Source organism: Pseudomonas taiwanensis (assembly GCF_013393345.1).
GTDB classification, from domain to species: Bacteria; Pseudomonadota; Gammaproteobacteria; order Pseudomonadales; family Pseudomonadaceae; genus Metapseudomonas; species Metapseudomonas resinovorans_C.
In genome coordinates this window covers 230,270-247,482 of record NZ_QJRF01000030.1, presented here as the reverse complement: position 1 = coordinate 247,482, position 17,213 = coordinate 230,270, and the positions used below count along the sequence as shown (strand labels likewise).

The window sequence follows — 17,213 nt, the reverse complement described above, 5'->3', positions numbered from 1 at the left end:
CGCTCTACCTCAATGACGGTCTGGCCGACCAACTCGATCAGGTCGCGGATCTTCGCCACGGTGCTATTGAACACCGCGCCCAGCTCGCCCAGCTCGTCGCTGCTTTGCACGTTAACCTGCACCGTCATGTCGCCGCCAGCGACCTGGCCGAGAGTCACAGCAAACCCCTTGAGCGTGGCGAGAGTGGAAACGTAAAAGCCGCCGTAGAGGTAAACGATGGACAGGAACAGCACCATCAGGGCAACTACGAGTAGGATCATCTGCAGACGCTTCTGCTCCAGGCGGTGGCTCAGCTCCTGCTCTAGGAAACCAAGCACGCCATCGTTCAGCGCATAGGTCTTGTCGATGGCAGCGCTGGTCTCGTCGTAGAAGCCCATCCAGGGAGTATTCAGGCTGTCAGCAGTAAGCAACTGCCCCTCAAGCACCTTGGCGATATCGGTCAAGCTACGGTGGCTGGCTTCGGCAACTCCGCCCAGGGCGCTTTTGGCCTGGACATTGCCCTCGAGTACGCCCTGCAGCTTGAAACCATATTCAGCATGCAGCTTTTCTAGCTCCAGTAGCAGATCGTCGAGCTTGGTGATGTCGGAAGCGCCGAGGATGCCCTGGCCCAGGGAGTAGGAGCCGAGGGCACGCCCCTTGCTGATGGCACGCGTTACCGGCTGGCTTGTGCTGGTTAATAGCTCGCTGATCTGGCGTACGCTCAGATCACCGTCCTGACTGAGTCCGGACTCACTGGCAATGAGCTTGATGAACAACTCGGAGTTATCCAGCGCCTTGGTCACCAAGCTGGCCTTGCTGCGCAGGGATGATTCTGCTGCTACCGCGTCCAGAGTGGTCTTGATTACCTCACGCTGGTCATTGAACTCCTCGGTTTCCTGAGCATCGCTGCTAGGGGGTTCGAGCGCGCCCAAGGTCTCAGCGATGCCCTTCTCCAATGGAGTGATCAAGGCGATGATCGTCGGCGCGTGATCTGACTCGGCGAGCACAGCATTGATCTCGTAGAGGTCGCTGAGACGCTCCAGCTGTTGGCGCAGCTGCTGGCCCTGCTTGAGCAGCGCCAGGCTCTGCAGCTCGGTACGCGTATCGACGAAAGCGTCATAGGACTCGCGCACCAGTAGATAGTTGGTGACCAGCATGGGCAGGAAGAACAGCACACTGATCAGACTGAACTTCATGCCGAAGCTCATGCGGTTCATCAGGTTGATGGCAGGGTACAACACGCTATTCACTAGACGTCTCCTGTTGCCGTGATTGTTGTACGCCAAGCGGCAGTCGACTGACCTGTGGATACGGCAAGGCAGCGGTATTTTGCTTCTAGGGATCGGCTGAAAGGCCGCGTCTTTCTGGCGGACTTCAGCATCCATTAGCCGGGAGAAATGTCGATGCTATGGCAACTCAAGGAGCGGTTTGTCCGGCCAACTCATCGAGCTTTGCGATGACCGATCCTAGGTAAAACGCCGCGCTCCCGGACACCGCCTTGTAGTTGTTACCGAGCAGATGACCACGGGCGAAACGGAACACACGATGCTGGTCAGTCAGAACCTTGGCATGCTCAGGCAGCTGCACTTTCAGCGCCTCGAACAGTTCATTGATTCGCTGGTCCTTGGCCTCGGCATCTTGAGCCTCATAGGCCACCGAGTACTCACCGACCACTCGCGTGATGCGAGCCTGATTAGAGATCAACAAATCGCCAATGCGCTCGCTCAACTCCCGCAGCATCAAGCGAGCTTGGGAGAGCTCGGGGCTCGCGTCTGCATAAGCACTGGCAACAGCTTTCTTCATCTCGGCATCTGCATCCATCAGGCCTATGAGAAGGTCCGGATAGCTGACCGAATGATCCGTGGCTCCAGATTCCAGTTGGGGAAGGAGCGCGCTCATCTCCGCGACGGGGCGCTGCAGCGATTGCGGATAACCCAACGCCTCCACCAATTGTTGTAGGTCCTGGTAGCTCTTCTGATAGGCATCAAGACTACGCGGATCGCTCAAACGATTTTCGGCCCCGTAGTAGATCAGGGCATGGGTGGCGATTAGCAGTGACGACGAACGGACCTTTTGGTACAGGGCCTGCGTATTCGCCTGCGCGCATGCAATGGCAGGCACGATGAGAATCAGAAGAACAGCAATGCAAATCCGCATAGGGTGAATACCACCCCGTTTTGGAGGGGGCAGAGTATTGGTGCGATCCATGTCAGGCGGGCCTTTCTTGTTTTTTATTGTGGGCGACGTGTCGTCAGAACGAGAGGATGACGCGGTTTGAAAAGCCCGCAGCGCGCGTCCATCCACCTCACTCGCGCTGCGGGAAACGTTTAGCTCCTTGCCTTGCTGACCTCGTCAGGCGCTTTATCGAAGAGCTTCCTGGGGAGTAGGAAATGAGCTAAGGCTGGCAACAGAATCAAGGCTCCAAGCATGTTCACCACGAACATGAAAGCCAGCAATATGCCCATGTCTGCCTGGAACTTGATGGGCGAGAAGACCCAAGTTGCCACTGCAGCCGCGAGTGTGACACCTGTGAGCATCACCACCTTCCCGGTGAACAGCAGGGATCGGTAATAGGCCAGTGAAAGCGAGTCCCCAGCACGCAGCCTTGTCAGGGTTACGCTCAGTACATACAGGGCATAGTCGATCCCGATCCCTACGCCCAGTGCGATCACTGGAAGCGTCGCAACCTTCACCCCCATGCCAAGGCCAACCATAAGCGCCTCACATAGAATCGAGGTGAGTACCAAAGGCAGCACCGCGGTTAGTACCGCACGCCAAGAGCGGAAGGTCACCCAGCAAAGAATGATCACTGCCCCATAGACCCAGAAGAGCATTTCTCGCATCGCCTTTTTCACGACGATATTGGTTGCGGCCTCGATACCCGCGCTCCCAGCCGCCAGCATGAACTTCGCATTGCCGAGATCGTTTTCAGCGATGAAGGACTCAGTGGCATCTACGACCCGAGTCAAGGTGTCCGCCTTGTGGTCGGTCAGGTAGACGTACAGCGACAACAGCGAGCAGTCCTGGTTGAAGAGCTCACGAGACGCACGCCCCTGAACCGTCCCCAAAGCGCTGTCATTGGGAATCAGTTCGTACCATTTGTAGCTGCCTTCGTTGTAGCCGGAGGTGGCAATCTTGCTGAACGATGCCATGGAGTTGGTGGACTCAACGCCCGGGAGCTGCTCCAGTTTCCAGGCCAGTGCATCGACAGCGGACAGTGTCGAGTAATGAGTGCATTGGTCCTCGCCCGTCTTGATCATCACCACAAAGATGTCCGTACTGGCAGCATAATTTTGGGTCATGAACGCTGCATCACGGTTGTAGCGTGAATCGGAACGAAGCTCCGGTGCACCCGGGTCCAAGTCCCCCACTTTCAGATTGAGACTGACGACGAAGCCGAATACCGCCAAACAGAAACCCAGTATGCACACTGGAGTAGCCCAGGACCGACGAGTGAACAGATCCAGGAAAGCCCAGACCGGATGCTTGCTCTTCGAAGTCAGTTCCTCGCTCTCGGCCGCAAGGCTGCGTGCGGCAGCCTTCTTGCTCACTCCGATGTAGCTGAGCAGCACTGGCAGCAGGATGAGGTTGGTGAAAATAAGGACCGCGACACCGATGCTTGCGGTAATGGCCAGATCCTGAATTACCTGAATCTGGATGACGATGAGCACTGCAAATCCAACGGCATCACAAAGCAATGCGGTAAGACCCGCGGCAAACAACCGGCGGAAGGTGTAGCGCGCTGCGATGATGCGATGTAGGCCGCGGCCAATATCCTGCATGATGCCATTCATTTTCTGCGCGCCATGGCTCATGCCAATGGCGAACACCAGGAACGGCACCAGAATCGAGTAAGGATCCAGTTCATAGCCTAGGATGGTGAGCAGCCCCAACTGCCACAGCACCGCAATCAATGAGCACGACACGACAATCAGCGTGCTGCGCACGCAGCGGGTGTACCAGTAAAGGATAACGATGGTGATGGCCACAGCGACGACGAAGAACATCATCACCTGCGTAAGACCTTCGATCAGGTCACCAAGAATCTTGGTGAACCCGGTGATGTGAATCTGGATATCGTCGGTCTGATATTTTGCGCGGATCTCCTCTAGCTGCCGAGAGAACTGGCCGTAATCAAGGGGCTTTCCGGTTTCCGGATTGATGTCCAAGAGCGGTACATAGATCACGCTGGACTTGAAGTTGCCAGCCACCAACTGACCGATTTCCCCCGACCGCGCTACGTTCTGACGGATCTGTTCCAGACTCTCGGGCGAACCATCGTAAGTCGCAGGAATAACAGTATCGCCGTCAAGCCCGTCTTCGGTCACCGCCAGCCAACGAGTGCTAGGCGTCCACAGCGACTTCATGTAGGGCTTCTCGACGCCCGGCAGCAGATAGATTTCGTCGTTGATCTTGGCCAACGTATCGAGATAGGTCTTGTCGAAGATGCTGTCTTTCTTTGTGGAGATCGCGACTCGAATAGAGTTGCCAATCCCACTCAGGTCCTTGCGGTTCTCCAGGAAATTGACCACATAGGGATGGTTGGTCGGAATGGCCTTTTCGAAGCTGGCATTCAGCCGGATACCCAATGCCTGGTACGCCAAGAGAGCAGTTGCCAGCGCGCACAGCAGGATCACCAGCAGTCGATGATTGAAAATGGCTCGCTCAACGAGGCCGCCTGACTTGGTGTCAAAGTCCTCAAGGGACGCCACTATGTCTTTATTTTGTGCAGCGATATCAATGGTCACGGGATGCCCCTAATCTGACGAAGTGAATGACCGTGTATGGCGGAGACGATGCCGCCTCACTCGGCGGCGGCCCCTTGGTCGAGCGGGGCCCGCTCCAAACCATGCAATCCCACGGCTGACAGTTCGCCCGCCGGCGTTTCGGTAATGTCAGAAACAGAACCTGCGCCGCGCCACGGCAGCGTTTCAAAACTGGCGCCCCCTCCCCTATTGGTGAACACCTCGCCCGCCTGGCTGGCAAGCAGCAAGCTGCCGTCGCGCCTCTGCGCGGCCGAGGAGATAGCTGCGTCAGTTTTAATACTCACCTTCTGCCAACTTTCCCCGTTGTTACGGGAGAGGTAGGCGTTGCCACGCAGTCCGTAGATCAGGACATCGCCGGCGCCGGTTGACAGGGCTCCGAAGAAACTCCCCTCATAGGGAGATTCCATCGTCGCGAATGTTTCCCCTCCGTCTAAAGAGCGCAGCAAAAGCCCGCGTTCTCCGACAATGAAGATGTTCTTCCCGTTGGCTGTAATGCCATTGAGGTGCAGGCTTGAGTCGTTGGAGAGGTGCTGCGCCCATGGCAGCCAGGTCTTCCCACCATCACGGGTCATGAAGATCAACCCATAGGCGCCGGTGATAAAGCCGGTGGATTGGTCGATGAACGCCAGGTCCAAGAAAGGTTTGTCAGGGCCGTCAGCGACCAGCCACTCGGCATTCTTGATCGCCTGGCCGTTACCACTCTGCTTGGCCTGTTCCATCATCAACTCGGCAGCACGAATGCCGTCCAGTTGCCGGGTCCAGGTTTCTCCGCCGTCCGCACTGTGCAACACAATGCCAAGATGCCCGACGGCCCATCCTTGATCCGCGTTGACAAACTGGACTGCGGTCAAAGTTACGCTCACCGGCGATGAAGCTTGTCGCCAGTTCTGCCCGGCGTCGTCGGAGAGCAGGATGATTCCGCGCTCACCTACCGCTACCAATCGATTACCAGCATGAGTAATTGAAAGCAGAACCGATCTCTGTGCTTTGGCACTGATGGTTGACGATTCCTTGAGCACACGCAGGGGTTCAGCAGCGACAACAGGCATGGTCTGCATGGCGGCCTGCATCACTACTGTGGCGACCATGAGAATCCTCAGCCTGAACTGCATGGACGAGAGAATCCGGTTAGCCATATTCACTCCAACAGCAAAAAACATTCATAAGCAGGCCTGGAGCGACGTATGTCGCCCCGGCCCCATTAGCGAGAATCAACGAGAGCTTTCGCTGGCCATTGCATCCGGAGTGAAAGCGGATGGCGGGAGTCGATCCGTGCGTTTGTAATGGAACTTGGAGTCGTTGGACGACATGCCATAAACGTAGGCGCCGGTTTCGATGTTGTAGAGCCCCCACGCAAACTGAGTGGTCAATGCGGGGAGATCCGGAGCCAAGTAAGGAAGAGACCATTGCTGGCGGATGAGTTTACCCTGCGCGTCATAACCGTCGACCAGGATGATTTGCCAGGAGTCCTCATCAATGTAGTAAGTGCGACGTGGAACCACGTGGCGCTGGCCAGCTTTAAGCGTCGCCTCAACCACCCACATGCGGTGTTTCTCCCAACGCACATGATCAGGATTGAGGAAGTTCGGGCTCATCAACTCGTCACTCGAAACCAACTGAGACTTATTAGAGTTATAGGGCACGAACATCTCTTTCTTGCCGACGATCTTCAGGTCATGTTTATTGGACGGGCCGAACATCATGAACGCTTCGTCGAAGAAGCTGACGCCAGACACTACGAAGTTTGGCGTATCGTAGGCCACGTTAGGCAGTCGGCGCACGCGACGCTGACCGACCAGATACTGCCAACTGGCACGTGCGTCTTGATTGGTGTTGTAGAAGATCATCAAACCTTCGCCGTTCTTCGAGGACGGCCGCTCAGTAATGATCTTGCCCTGATAATAGTTTCCATCGAACTTTTCCAGACTGCTTTCCTGGAAATAGTAGGGATATTGGAAATAATAAGGAGTAGTGGTGGCCAATACCTTCTTGCCACCGGCTGTCATAAGCCAACTGCTGATGTAGCTATTGAATGAGTCACCACCATTCCAAGACAGTCGGTGGTTCCACATGACCTCGGCACCGTTCTTCGGAATGGGGAAAGGAATACCACCGAAAGCGCCAGTTACGTTCTCGGTCTTCTCATCAACTTGAGCACGGGTTGCGTTGCTGAAGGTGTTGTCATACACCCATTGCGGGGCCGCAACGGTGCGATGGCTCGGATAGATATCCAGACGGTAGTCTGGATATTTCTTCAGCATGACTTTGGTGCCCTCGGCCAGTTGATCCGCATACTGGTCCGCATTCGCGGCCGTGATGCTCAGCACCGGTTTTTCGGAGGCAAAGGGGTCCGTGCGTTTGTCGCCTTGCTTGTAGTCGGCTGGAGCTTTTGTGTAACCACCATCCCATGCTGGGATGCTGTTGTCGGCATTGCCTGCACGCTCCGCACCAAGCGGAGTCAGCGTCGTTTTCAGTTTGCCAGCCTCATCCGCTGATATAGCCGCCTGGGTCATCTGTGCGCTGAAAAGCGCGCAGGCCAAGAGAGAAATCTTCAGGATCTTGTTGTTCATGATCGGCCTCAGAAGGTCTTTTTCACGTAGGCAGAGATAAAGTCACGGTCGGCCAAACTCTGGCCGTAGGTGAACACAGCGTTTTCATCGAATAGCGGATCTTTCTTGCCAAAGAAGTTCACGTAGTTCACACCGAACTCAATGGACTGCATGTAGTTGGCTTTCAGGCCGATGCTCCAGTCCCCGCCGTGGCGAGTGCCGAAACCGGCCTGGCTAACAGCCGAGGACTGGCCATCCAGACCAATGCCCAGGCCCATCGGCACGCTCAAATCCAGGCCATCAAAGAACTGGAAGTAAGCAGGCTCGAAGAGGACGCGAAACGCTGTAGCGTCCCGACTACTGTTGGGATCAAGAGCCGCGCGGTTCTCCGTCACGCTGAGAGTGCGGTTCCAAGCCAGCTCTGCAAGCAAGGTGCCGCCGTCCCACAAAGAGGACGGATCGAGCGAGTAGATGGTCGAGAGGTTGATGTGAGCAGTTTTACCGCGTGCGAACAGGCCATTCTCGTCGTTATCCGCAGTCACTCCCGGCGTCACTGCCTGTAGCCCACTAACCAGTGGCGCGTCCCAGCGGATAGAAGCTTCACCTGCGAAGTTGAACGACCCCACGGAGGTAGAAGCGCTTACCCCAGCAGTCTTGATGTTCTCAGCGAAGACCTGGTTATAGGAGTCAAAGAAAGGGGCCGGACCTACCGGAGTCGGGATAACGGCAGCCAGATTGGCGTAGATGTTGCTCGGCGTCTTGTCGTGATATTGGGCGGCATAGAAGCCGTACTCGACGTCCGAACCTTCTGGACTGAACCGGATCTGGAATCCACCCTGCCCCGAGTCCTTAGCGTGTATATCGCCACCATTCCGAGTAGGCCCAGTCAGCGACTGAACAGTGCCTGCACCATGACCCAAGAGGTCGAAGAAACTCAGGTAGCTCCCGGCACCCGGAATCGTCGAGCGCTCCCACTCAAACTGGTAGTAGGCGCCGATGGATAGCTGGGGATTGATCTGATACTGGCCGGAGATTTGATTGACCGGTCGCAGAATTTCCTTGAACTGGGTGCCCGGTACGCTCAGAAGCTTGACCACGTCGATTGGGCCTTGCGCGTTGGCTATACCATTGCCCCCGAAGAACAAACTCTCACCATAGATGAGACTGTGTTGACCGAGACGGACCGTGGCCTGCCCATCACCAACAGCAGAGCGCATGTACACGAAAGCATCAAGCAACTCGGCGTCTCGACCGTGCAGCTCTTCGGTGTCATCAAGGAAATGACGTTGGGTATCGCTGTCAGTGTTCTTGTTGTAGATATCGTCATACCAGGCTGCACCGCTAACGCGAGCACCAATGTTGTTATGACTGATATCCAGTTCGGAAAGCACATCTAGACGATTTGAGACCAAGCCGCGGTCAAAGTTACGATCACCTTGGCTTTGGACATCCGGGTAAAGACCGCCAAGGGTTGGCGATTCAGTCAGTTCGGAATCCTGACTCTGCAGGCGGTAGGCAACACTGTACTTCAGCGTATTGTCCCAGCGCACTTTCCAGTCCGAATCCCCAGTATCGATCTCCATTGCCAGAGCACTCGATCCGGGAAAAACTGCGCCAATTGCGGCAGCAAGAACCGCGACCTTGAATGGCCGAACTGCTTTATTGCTCTTCATTTCAACCCTCATTGTTTTTATTTTGAATCATGGGTAGCTGAGCGGCCTTCAGGCCATAACCTCAGCTTTTTGCGACACTTTCAGCTTCAACCAGAGCGCCCTCTTCTTCACGCCGGCAAAAGAGATCAGCACCAACATCTTTTTTTGAATAAAGTCATCCCCTCCCGCCAGGCATCCGAGAACAGATTGACCAAATCATTTATTACAACTTAGGAGAAACAGAAATTTGGCACTAGCAAGACGGAACCGCTGAGACCGCACAAAAACCTAGAACTGACCAAATATTCTTGAACGACAACCTACCCGCATCCCAATAAAAATTAATTAGGGAAAATTTCACGAGGAGGTTGATCTACTTCAACAGACCTACGGACCTATCCCAGCCCACCTCACAAATTTACGACTCAAAAACAGCGATTAACTTAACTGAGACACCACTTTCGTATACTGTGCAGGTTCATCCTATCGACACTTGGCAACACTGATCACAGACTAATGTCCTTCGTTCAATGTGCTTACTATGTAGATCCAGCGGCTACCAGAGCGTCCTCCTGCAGCCTTTGACTCAAAACTATTGGCCGCATGCCAATCCGTCCAATACTATAAAAACGGCCGAGCATTACCTAAAAGGTATCGAGATAGCGCAAAGGCCCATCATCAGCGGGAGCGCCCATGGATTTCCGACATCTCCGTTACTTCATCGCCGTGGCCGAGGAGCAGAACATTGGCCGTGCGGCAGCTCGACTGCACATTTCCCAGCCACCGCTGACCAGACAGATCCAGCAACTCGAAGCAGAAATCGGCGTGCAGCTGTTCAATCGCACCCCTAGAGGTATGGAATTGACTCCTGCCGGGGAACTCCTATTGGAAGAGGCACGCAACATTCGCGCGCTGGTCGAGCAAGCGACCGAACGGACTCAACGTGCCGGTCAAGGCAAGCTCGGTCGTTTAGATATAGGCATTTTCGGTTCGGGAATCCTGGATACCATCCCACGGCTGCTGGAGCGCTTTCGCGAAAGCAACCCAGACGTCAAGCTGGTACTGCACAGCATGAGTAAGCATGAGCAGGTCGAAGCATTGCGCCAGAAGCGGATCAGCATTGGCTTCAGTCGGATGCTATCGCCATTGCCAGATCTTTCCTGCGAGACCGTCTCATCTGAATCACTCCTGCTCGCAATCAATGAAGGTCACCCTCTGGCTCGAGAAACCACGGTGCCTTTCCGGAGCCTCGCCGAGCATCCGTTGATCCTCTTCCCCACGGGAAGTCGCCCCAGCTTCCTGGATAAGGTACTTAGCCTCTGCCACCAAGCAGGCTTCGAACCACAGATTGCTCAGGAGGTGGGTGACACCATAACCGCGGTTGCCTTGGCTGCCCGAGGCCTAGGGGCGAGTCTTGTATCGGAGTCTACGGAGGTGCTCAAACTGCCAGGTCTGACCTACAGACCTCTGAGTGGCCTGCCGGAAAATGCCCGGTTCGACCTGGGATGCATCTATCGGCAGGAAGACGACTCTCCGACGCTTGGCGAATTCCTGCGAATCATTCGGGAGTTTCGCAAAGAACAGGCCTAAGAAAACTTCGAAGGATGTATGCACCGGAAACTTCGAAGGATGTATGCACCGAGGCCGGATGCCCTCGCCGTCAAAAATGCGAGAGGGGGCGGAGAAGAACGCTATGCAGAGGAAAAGCTTAATGGTCCATTCACTAAGACCGGGACAGACCAATCGGTCAACTGCGGTGTGTAATTGCATCACGCTAAGGAGAACGCAATGAGCAAACTGGCTGAATTTAAACGCCTGGAAGCACAGCTGGCAGAACAACTCGCTGCGCTGGACAGCCTGAGGAACGATACGGAGCTCAAGCGCGAAATTGAGTTTGAATCCAAACTCAAAGCGCTGCTGGATGAATATGGCCTTGGGCTAAAGGCCGTAATGAATATCCTTGATCCAGGTCGCACGCGCACTCCGCTGCTTGCTCAAAAAGGCCAGCGGCGCGAGCGCACCGTCAAGGTTTACAAGAATCCGCACACCAATGAAGTCGTCGAGACGAAAGGCGGCAACAACAAAGTGCTGAACGCTTGGAAGGCCGAATATGGTGCCGCAGCAGTAAAATCTTGGGTCCAGTGAGACCACCCAGCTTAAGGTCGGCAATGTCCGGCCTTCAGCCAATGCCACTGATGACGTGAGCAAGCTGCTGCCGTAGCAAGTTTTCAGGCAGTCGGGCCAGCTAAACGCCCAGTGCTTTGGCATCGATGCTCTCCCTGGATAAAGCGTTTCATACGCCGCCCCCGCTGGTGTTGATCTAGCAATTCTAGGGGAAATGCCGGCTAGACTTGGGATGCTGTCCCAACAGGGAGATCAGCTGGCCGAGTTGCTGCCGCCATTGAACAGATCATCACGAGCAACGCGCCCAAAATTGCTGAGGTCTTGATCCTCCTCACTGAACATGAAGTTCACCATGCGGTCACGTCTGAGACCTGAAAGCGTCCTAAAAAAACAGGTTTCGCACAGATGGACTTCATAGCGTTCGCCTTCATGGGCCGAGCCACAGCCCCAACTGGCGCGAAGCGTGCCAAATTGCAATCCAGCCCCTTCAAGACGCGTGCTATCGCCACAAACGTCGCACAGGACATCACTGACCGATTCGGCCTGTTCCAGAGCGGCGATCTTCATCGAGAACCTCCTACCAAGGTACATGTACGCTTTCGTTTATCTGGCACACGATACTCCTGCAGGAGCGTTGCTCGGTGGGATGACGTGCTCCCCTGACGGTGCTCCGCACCCGCAGCAGAACTCAGCAGTGGTTTTTACATAGTCTAGGGAGACGGCCCTCTTCTAGGCTCGCCACACACCTATGCTCTGTTTGCGAGAACAACCTGCCACGGGCGCCTCACCAATTCCTGACAGGCTATTTCCCCACCGCCGAAGCAATACCCAACTGGCTGATTGAATGTCGCCGCTGTCGCGTAACCCAAGGCCTGTCCCCGTTCGTTCCAGAGGCCACCGCCACCTGCCCGCAGCAACGCGTGACCCGCCACCACATCGTGGGGCGACACCGCGTACAAGGAGACTGCAGCGATCCCATCCCCCACCGCCACCCGGGCAAGCCGATAGGCAATGCTTGGCATCGGATGGTAGGTGGCGGGCGCACACAGCTCGGCATTCTCGATGGGCCGGGCACGCGCGGTGAGGCTGACGAAGACTTGGGCACCTTCCGCCAGTCCGCCTTTCGCGACATTCGGCACGATCAACGCGCCATTACGGAGCAAGTGTGGCATCCCCTCAGCCCAAGCAATACAGTCCGCCCCGCGTTCCGTCATCGGCGCATAGACGACTCCCAGCACCGGTACACACTCTCGCAGCAATCCTACGGAAATCGCCGAGCCCAGATGCCCTTGCAGGAAGTCGCGGGTGCCATCATTGGGATCCACAACCCAGCAGTAGTGATGCCCCGTCAGCTGCACACCGGTTTCCTCACCGACAAAATCGCAGGGGAGCAGCTTCGTCAGTCCCTGGCGCAACATGACCTCGACCTCGCCATCAACTTCGGCCTTGTCCCCAGCGCCTCTCGGACCACCGGGTCGAACCAGCTCAGCAGCGATCAGGCACCCCGCCTCCCGTACCAGCGCAATCACCGCATCAAGCAGAGCGCGATCGATGTCCTGGCGAGTTAATGCCCTCGGTGACAACGGGACAGATCGTTCACGCATGCCGAAACCCTCGAAGTCGGTTAGCGAAGGGGCTGGCTGGCAGTCACGCCCGGTCGTTAACGGCGGCCCTAAAACATAGGGTCAGTGATAGACCCCATACTCGATGCGCCCGAGAAAAGTCTCGAGCACTTCCAGATCCTCTGCACTCGCGAGCATGTCGATCGGACGACGCCGCTCGAGCCCCTGCGCCGGCGTCACCATCCAGCGCTCAGCCTTCTCTCGACTGCCGAAGATCTGCGTGGCGCGTACCAGCGTCTCGGCATACCGCACAGCAAAAATCTCAGTCATGGTAGACGCTCCTCACCGAGCCATGCAGAGGCCCGGTCCCAGTTAGCCAAGCCTAAGCTCCCTGCCTCCTATGCCGATGCGCTGGTGAGGCCGTGCATGGGGGCCAGGTCCGGTCACTACGAGCGGCGCAGCTCGCCAAGCGGCCTCTCCGACTCAACATAGCGCAAGGCAGCCTTGGCATAGCGCCAGCCGACGTAACTCATCAGAGCCTTGGCGCTCCACTGGTTACGACTGGCTCAGGTGGCAAAGCCACGGCGCAATGAATGACGGCTGAAGCGCTCTCCCTCCAAGCCACTGTGCACCATCGCGCGACGGAGGATGCACGAGATGCAGTCCGTGCTCTGCCAGGTTGCCCCAACGGCCCACCGCACGAAACTCCGGGCCTTGGCGCAATCCCGAAACCGCGATCCAGTCAAGATAGGCCTTCACAGAACACAAACGTTTCCATGTGGGCGTCAGGTGATCGAGTAGGGCAAATGTCAATGCACATTAACCAGAACGCATTAGATCCAATCGCCAGTTCTGCGGAGATAAGACCTCGCATCCGGGCCCTACTCGCCGGCAGAAAACATTCCGTTTTCCAACGGGCGGTCGATGATGAGTATCTCGGGGTTACGGAGAAGCCCGGTTCTGAGGAAACCCAAGCCCGCCAGGTTCTGCAGGCTACTGAGTTAGACCGCTAGCAAGTCGCTGCCCTACCCGGCTCTCCTTGAACTTCTCCTAGCGCAGCGGGCTGCAGCGGGCGCAGGTCGGACAAGTAGCCCCTGTCTGCGGCTTAGCGACCACGCCCCCCGACTTCGCATCTCACCAGCAGACATAGTGCTGTGAGACTGAAAAAACCTACTCGACTTTCTGAGTCGCAAGGCTTAATGCCATCCGCATCCATTCCGGCATAATGCACGCTCGGAGTTTCGACAGTTCTTCACTGCTCAGCGCGTTGACGACTGTCGAAGCCACCTGGGTGGACAGCCCCTCCTTCCCGACATAGTGGAGAGCGGTAAGCGCCAGTCCCACGTTCGTTCCAGCATGCTGCAAGCGGTCCCTGGAGACATGCTGAAGGCGAACGACCGCATTGCCAATTTTGAGTTCTCGAGTCGAGCCACTGGTGTAGAACGTCGGCAGCATCTGCATCTGGGTGCTGAGACCGAGCCTACGGACTGCCTCAGCACCGTGAATCTGGATCGTTTCACCGTTCGACTTCGCGATGACGCGCATCACGGTAGTTGGGCTGGGGCGGACGTTCTTGCCGACGTACTGGTTGAACTTCGGACGCATGTAGACGCCGCGAACAACGCGTTCTAGCCGGCCTGACTGCACCAGCCTGGAGAGTGCCTTGTCAACCGATGCGCGAGAGCCAAGCTGCGCGAAAACCGTGCGGGAAAAGGGTTTACCCTTCCGCATGAACTTAATTCGCGCTGAGATGGCTTTCGCAACGGACATGACAGTCACTAAGAGTCACGCTTTTGACAGGCAAGGAGACTTTTAGCCTCGACGGACAATGCACCCACCCTGAGACGGGCCGTGGCCTCGTGAACAGAGTCGGGGTCAGGTAAGCGCTATGTCCGATCGGGCACGTTAGTCCGGGATCCTGCAAGCGCACACTACACCCAGCCCACGCAGAGTCAATTCGCCAGTTATGTTGCGGCCTACTGATCCTAGGACAGGCCCTCGAGACGCATCTCCCAGGCATTCCAACTCCTTAGCTGATAGACTGCGCGCCAAATTTACCTAGAGGATTTTTTCATGGCTACTAACCGTTCCCGCCGTCTGCGCAAGAAGCTCTGTGTTGACGAGTTTCAGGAATTGGGGTTTGAGCTCAATCTGGATTTCAAGCAAGACCTTTCGGATGAAGCCATCGATGCCTTCCTGAACGCCTTCCTGGACGATGCCATGGCCGCTAACGGCCTGGACTACGTAGGCGGCGAAGAGTTCGGCTTGGTCTGCCTGGCTAAGCGTGGCTCGGTGAGTGAGGAGCAACGCGCGGCTGTTGAAGCCTGGCTGAAAGGCCGTAGCGAACTGACCAAGATTGAGGTCAGCCCATTGCAGGACGCCTGGTACCCAGAGAAGCCGATTAATCCGGCTGTTTGAAACCAGAGCATCTGCGAGCATTAGGCCATCCGAAAGGGTGGCCTTTTCGTTTGTATCAGCCCCTCGTGTTACTCAGTGAGCGGCTACGCAATATGTCTGCCTTGGGGCGCACGTCAGCCCACAGGAGACCGCGAACGTAAGTAGCGAACTGCTGAAATGAAGCCTGGGACAGACTCGATCAAAGAATGACTGGCGACCCACACGTGGGGTTTGCCTTGCGTTTGAAAAGCGCGCGTCAGGCGTTCACGAGGGAATGGCTGAGACTGGACTTCCGTGACATACCCCGGGGGCGTCAGCGGCGAAAGGCGGGCGGATAATTGCGAGGGGAGCAGCAGGGATTCTGGGCGGAAGGGGTGAGACGTTTTTGACAAAATCCTGATTATTTTTTGCTAATTAGCAAAACCTGGAATTCATCGACGCAAAGCTTCTTGCGCAGGCGGCGGGAGCGATTGGTGGCCATAAGGCAGTTCCTCGGCATAAATGACGGGCGGCACTCTAGCAGCTTCCGTCGCAACTTGCCCGTCCGCAGCGCGCGTCAGGTTGCACTGCCGGACGAAATGAGCGGCGAACTCGCCCAGTCGGGACAGGCTTACGGCATAATGCGCCGATTTCCCGAACCCTCATGGGAACTGTCACCATGTCATTCATTTTCGTTACCCGCCCTCGCCAGGAGGGCAATCTTTGATGTTGAAATCCATTCGTACCCTTGCCTTTGCCGCCCTGATCCTGCCCTGTGCCCTGCCCGCTTCAGCCGCACAGGTGAACACCAACCTGCCTGCCAAGGTGCAAAAGGCGCTGAGCGCCAACAAGATCTCCGCCAACTCGCTGTCCCTGGTGACCCTGCCGCTCACCGGCCCGGGTGCGCAGACGCTGGTGAATGCCGATGTGTCGGTGAACCCGGCATCCACCATGAAGCTGATCACCACCTATGCCGCCCTGGAGCTGCTCGGTCCGACCTATCAGTGGAAGACCGAATTCTTCACCGACGGAACGCTGAAGGACGGCGTGCTCAACGGCAACCTCTATCTCAAGGGTGGCGGCGATCCCAAGCTGAACATGGAGAAGCTCTGGCTGATGATGCGCGACCTGCGCGCCAACGGCGTGCGCCAGGTCACCGGCGACCTGGTGCTGGATCGCAGCTACTTCAACCACCCGCAACTGCCCTCCTTCAACGATGACGGCGGCGACGACAACAAACCCTTCCTGGTCGGCCCTGACTCGCTGCTGGTGAACCTCAAGGCAGTACGCCTGATCGCCCGTGCCGAGAGTGGCAAGGCCAACCTGGCCATGGAGCCGCCGCTCGAGAATATCCGCATCGAGAACAAGCTGCAGGTAACCAAGGCGACCAAGTGCCCCTCCTGGCCCGACGTGCGCTACAACCCGGTGACCCAGTTCGACGGCACCACATTGATCGCCAGCGGCAAGCTGCCGGAAGGTTGCAGCGCCCAGACCTACATGTCCCTGCTCGACCACCCGGGCTATGCCGCTGGCGCCGTGCGCGCGTTCTGGAAGGAACTGGGCGGCAGCATCAACGGCAAGGACCGCCAAGGCGACGTACCCAAGAATGCCAAGCTGCTGGCACGCTCCTTCTCGCCGGACCTCGTTGAAGTCATTCGCGACATCAACAAGTACAGCAACAACACCATGGCCCAGCAGGTGTTCCTCAGCATCGGCGCGCGCTATCGCACCGACGCCGATGGCGACGATGCCAAGGCCGCGCAGCGGGTGATCCGCAACTGGCTGGCGAAGAAAGGCATCACCGCGCCGCACCTGGTGATGGAGAACGGCTCAGGCCTGTCGCGCCAGGAGCGGGTCAGCGCCCGTGAAATGGCCACCATCCTCCAGGCCGCCTGGCAGAGCCCCTACGCCGCCGAATTCATCTCTTCGCTGCCACTGGTGGCGATGGACGGCACCATGCGCAAGCGCCTGCGCCGCACCGCCCTGGAAGGTGAAGCCCACATCAAGACGGGTACGCTGAACACCGTGCGCGCCATCGCCGGTTTCAGCCGCGACAGCAATGGCAACACCTGGGCAGTGGTGGCCATTCTCAATGACTCGCGCCCCTGGGGTGCCTCGGCGATCCTCGATCAGGTACTGGTGGACCTCTATCGCCAGCCGAAGAGCGTCGCTGGCGCCAACTGAACCCCCGCATGGCCGCCCCGC

General features: G+C 57.0%; 13 protein-coding genes and 2 pseudogenes. 4 read left to right on the top strand and 11 right to left on the bottom strand.

Going from position 1 to position 17,213, the window contains the following annotated elements; all coding sequences use genetic code 11:
* Nucleotides 1-53: 53 nt before the first annotated feature.
* The 6 genes and pseudogenes from DM872_RS30810 to DM872_RS02350 form a co-directional block, all read right to left on the bottom strand.
* A pseudogene (locus DM872_RS30810) lies at nucleotides 54-236 on the bottom strand (HAMP domain-containing protein); the annotation flags it as partial.
* Nucleotides 237-1,395: 1,159 nt separating this feature from the next.
* Complete coding sequence (locus DM872_RS02370; protein ID WP_179057930.1) at nucleotides 1,396-2,187, bottom strand: hypothetical protein; 792 nt, start codon at nucleotides 2,185-2,187, stop codon at nucleotides 1,396-1,398.
* Between the two features lie 119 nt (nucleotides 2,188-2,306).
* Nucleotides 2,307-4,727 carry an efflux RND transporter permease subunit gene (locus DM872_RS02365; RefSeq protein ID WP_280359978.1) on the bottom strand — a complete coding sequence of 807 codons (2,421 nt, stop codon included), beginning with the start codon at nucleotides 4,725-4,727 and terminating at the stop codon, nucleotides 2,307-2,309.
* A 56-nt stretch (nucleotides 4,728-4,783) separates the two neighbouring features.
* Nucleotides 4,784-5,881 (bottom strand): WD40/YVTN/BNR-like repeat-containing protein, encoded by a 1,098-nt coding sequence (locus DM872_RS02360; protein WP_256873270.1) that lies wholly within the window; start codon nucleotides 5,879-5,881, stop codon nucleotides 4,784-4,786.
* A gap of 75 nt (nucleotides 5,882-5,956) precedes the next feature.
* A complete protein-coding gene (locus tag DM872_RS02355; RefSeq protein ID WP_179057929.1) occupies nucleotides 5,957-7,315 on the bottom strand; it encodes a DUF1329 domain-containing protein in 1,359 nt (452 codons plus the stop codon).
* An 8-nt stretch (nucleotides 7,316-7,323) separates the two neighbouring features.
* The gene (locus tag DM872_RS02350; protein WP_348530032.1) at nucleotides 7,324-8,967 is read right to left on the bottom strand and encodes a DUF1302 domain-containing protein; all 1,644 of its coding nucleotides are present in this window, start codon (nucleotides 8,965-8,967) and stop codon (nucleotides 7,324-7,326) included.
* Between the two features lie 672 nt (nucleotides 8,968-9,639).
* Here DM872_RS02350 and DM872_RS02345 point away from each other — a divergent pair.
* Both DM872_RS02345 and DM872_RS02340 read left to right on the top strand, forming a co-directional pair.
* Nucleotides 9,640-10,536 (top strand): LysR family transcriptional regulator, encoded by an 897-nt coding sequence (locus tag DM872_RS02345; RefSeq protein WP_179057928.1) that lies wholly within the window; start codon nucleotides 9,640-9,642, stop codon nucleotides 10,534-10,536.
* A gap of 198 nt (nucleotides 10,537-10,734) precedes the next feature.
* Nucleotides 10,735-11,091, top strand: a complete 357-nt coding sequence (locus DM872_RS02340) for a histone-like nucleoid-structuring protein, MvaT/MvaU family (RefSeq protein WP_179057927.1) — start codon at nucleotides 10,735-10,737, stop codon at nucleotides 11,089-11,091.
* Between the two features lie 231 nt (nucleotides 11,092-11,322).
* Here DM872_RS02340 and DM872_RS02335 read toward each other — a convergent pair whose 3' ends face one another.
* The 4 genes from DM872_RS02335 to DM872_RS02320 form a co-directional block, all read right to left on the bottom strand.
* Nucleotides 11,323-11,637 carry a hypothetical protein gene (locus DM872_RS02335; RefSeq protein WP_179057926.1) on the bottom strand — a complete coding sequence of 105 codons (315 nt, stop codon included), beginning with the start codon at nucleotides 11,635-11,637 and terminating at the stop codon, nucleotides 11,323-11,325.
* A 179-nt stretch (nucleotides 11,638-11,816) separates the two neighbouring features.
* Nucleotides 11,817-12,674: an inositol monophosphatase family protein gene (locus tag DM872_RS02330; RefSeq protein ID WP_179057925.1), complete on the bottom strand. Its 858-nt coding sequence runs from the start codon at nucleotides 12,672-12,674 to the stop codon at nucleotides 11,817-11,819.
* An 81-nt stretch (nucleotides 12,675-12,755) separates the two neighbouring features.
* Entirely contained in the window at nucleotides 12,756-12,962 is a 207-nt protein-coding gene (locus DM872_RS02325; RefSeq protein ID WP_179057924.1) for an antitoxin Xre/MbcA/ParS toxin-binding domain-containing protein, read from the bottom strand.
* An 840-nt stretch (nucleotides 12,963-13,802) separates the two neighbouring features.
* The gene (locus DM872_RS02320) at nucleotides 13,803-14,402 is read right to left on the bottom strand and encodes a DUF6088 family protein (RefSeq protein WP_179057923.1); all 600 of its coding nucleotides are present in this window, start codon (nucleotides 14,400-14,402) and stop codon (nucleotides 13,803-13,805) included.
* 303 nt (nucleotides 14,403-14,705) lie between these two features.
* On the opposite strand from DM872_RS02320, the gene DM872_RS02315 reads away from it, so the two are divergent.
* Entirely contained in the window at nucleotides 14,706-15,050 is a 345-nt protein-coding gene (locus DM872_RS02315; protein ID WP_179057922.1) for a YggL family protein, read from the top strand.
* Nucleotides 15,051-15,447: 397 nt separating this feature from the next.
* Here the strand turns inward: DM872_RS02315 and DM872_RS02310 are convergent.
* Nucleotides 15,448-15,510 (bottom strand): annotated as a pseudogene (locus tag DM872_RS02310) (hypothetical protein); the annotation flags it as partial.
* Nucleotides 15,511-15,734: 224 nt separating this feature from the next.
* Between DM872_RS02310 and dacB the strand changes: the two are divergent.
* Nucleotides 15,735-17,192 carry a D-alanyl-D-alanine carboxypeptidase/D-alanyl-D-alanine endopeptidase gene (gene dacB, locus DM872_RS02305; RefSeq protein WP_179057921.1) on the top strand — a complete coding sequence of 486 codons (1,458 nt, stop codon included), beginning with the start codon at nucleotides 15,735-15,737 and terminating at the stop codon, nucleotides 17,190-17,192.
* The last annotated feature ends 21 nt before the right edge of the window (nucleotides 17,193-17,213 follow it).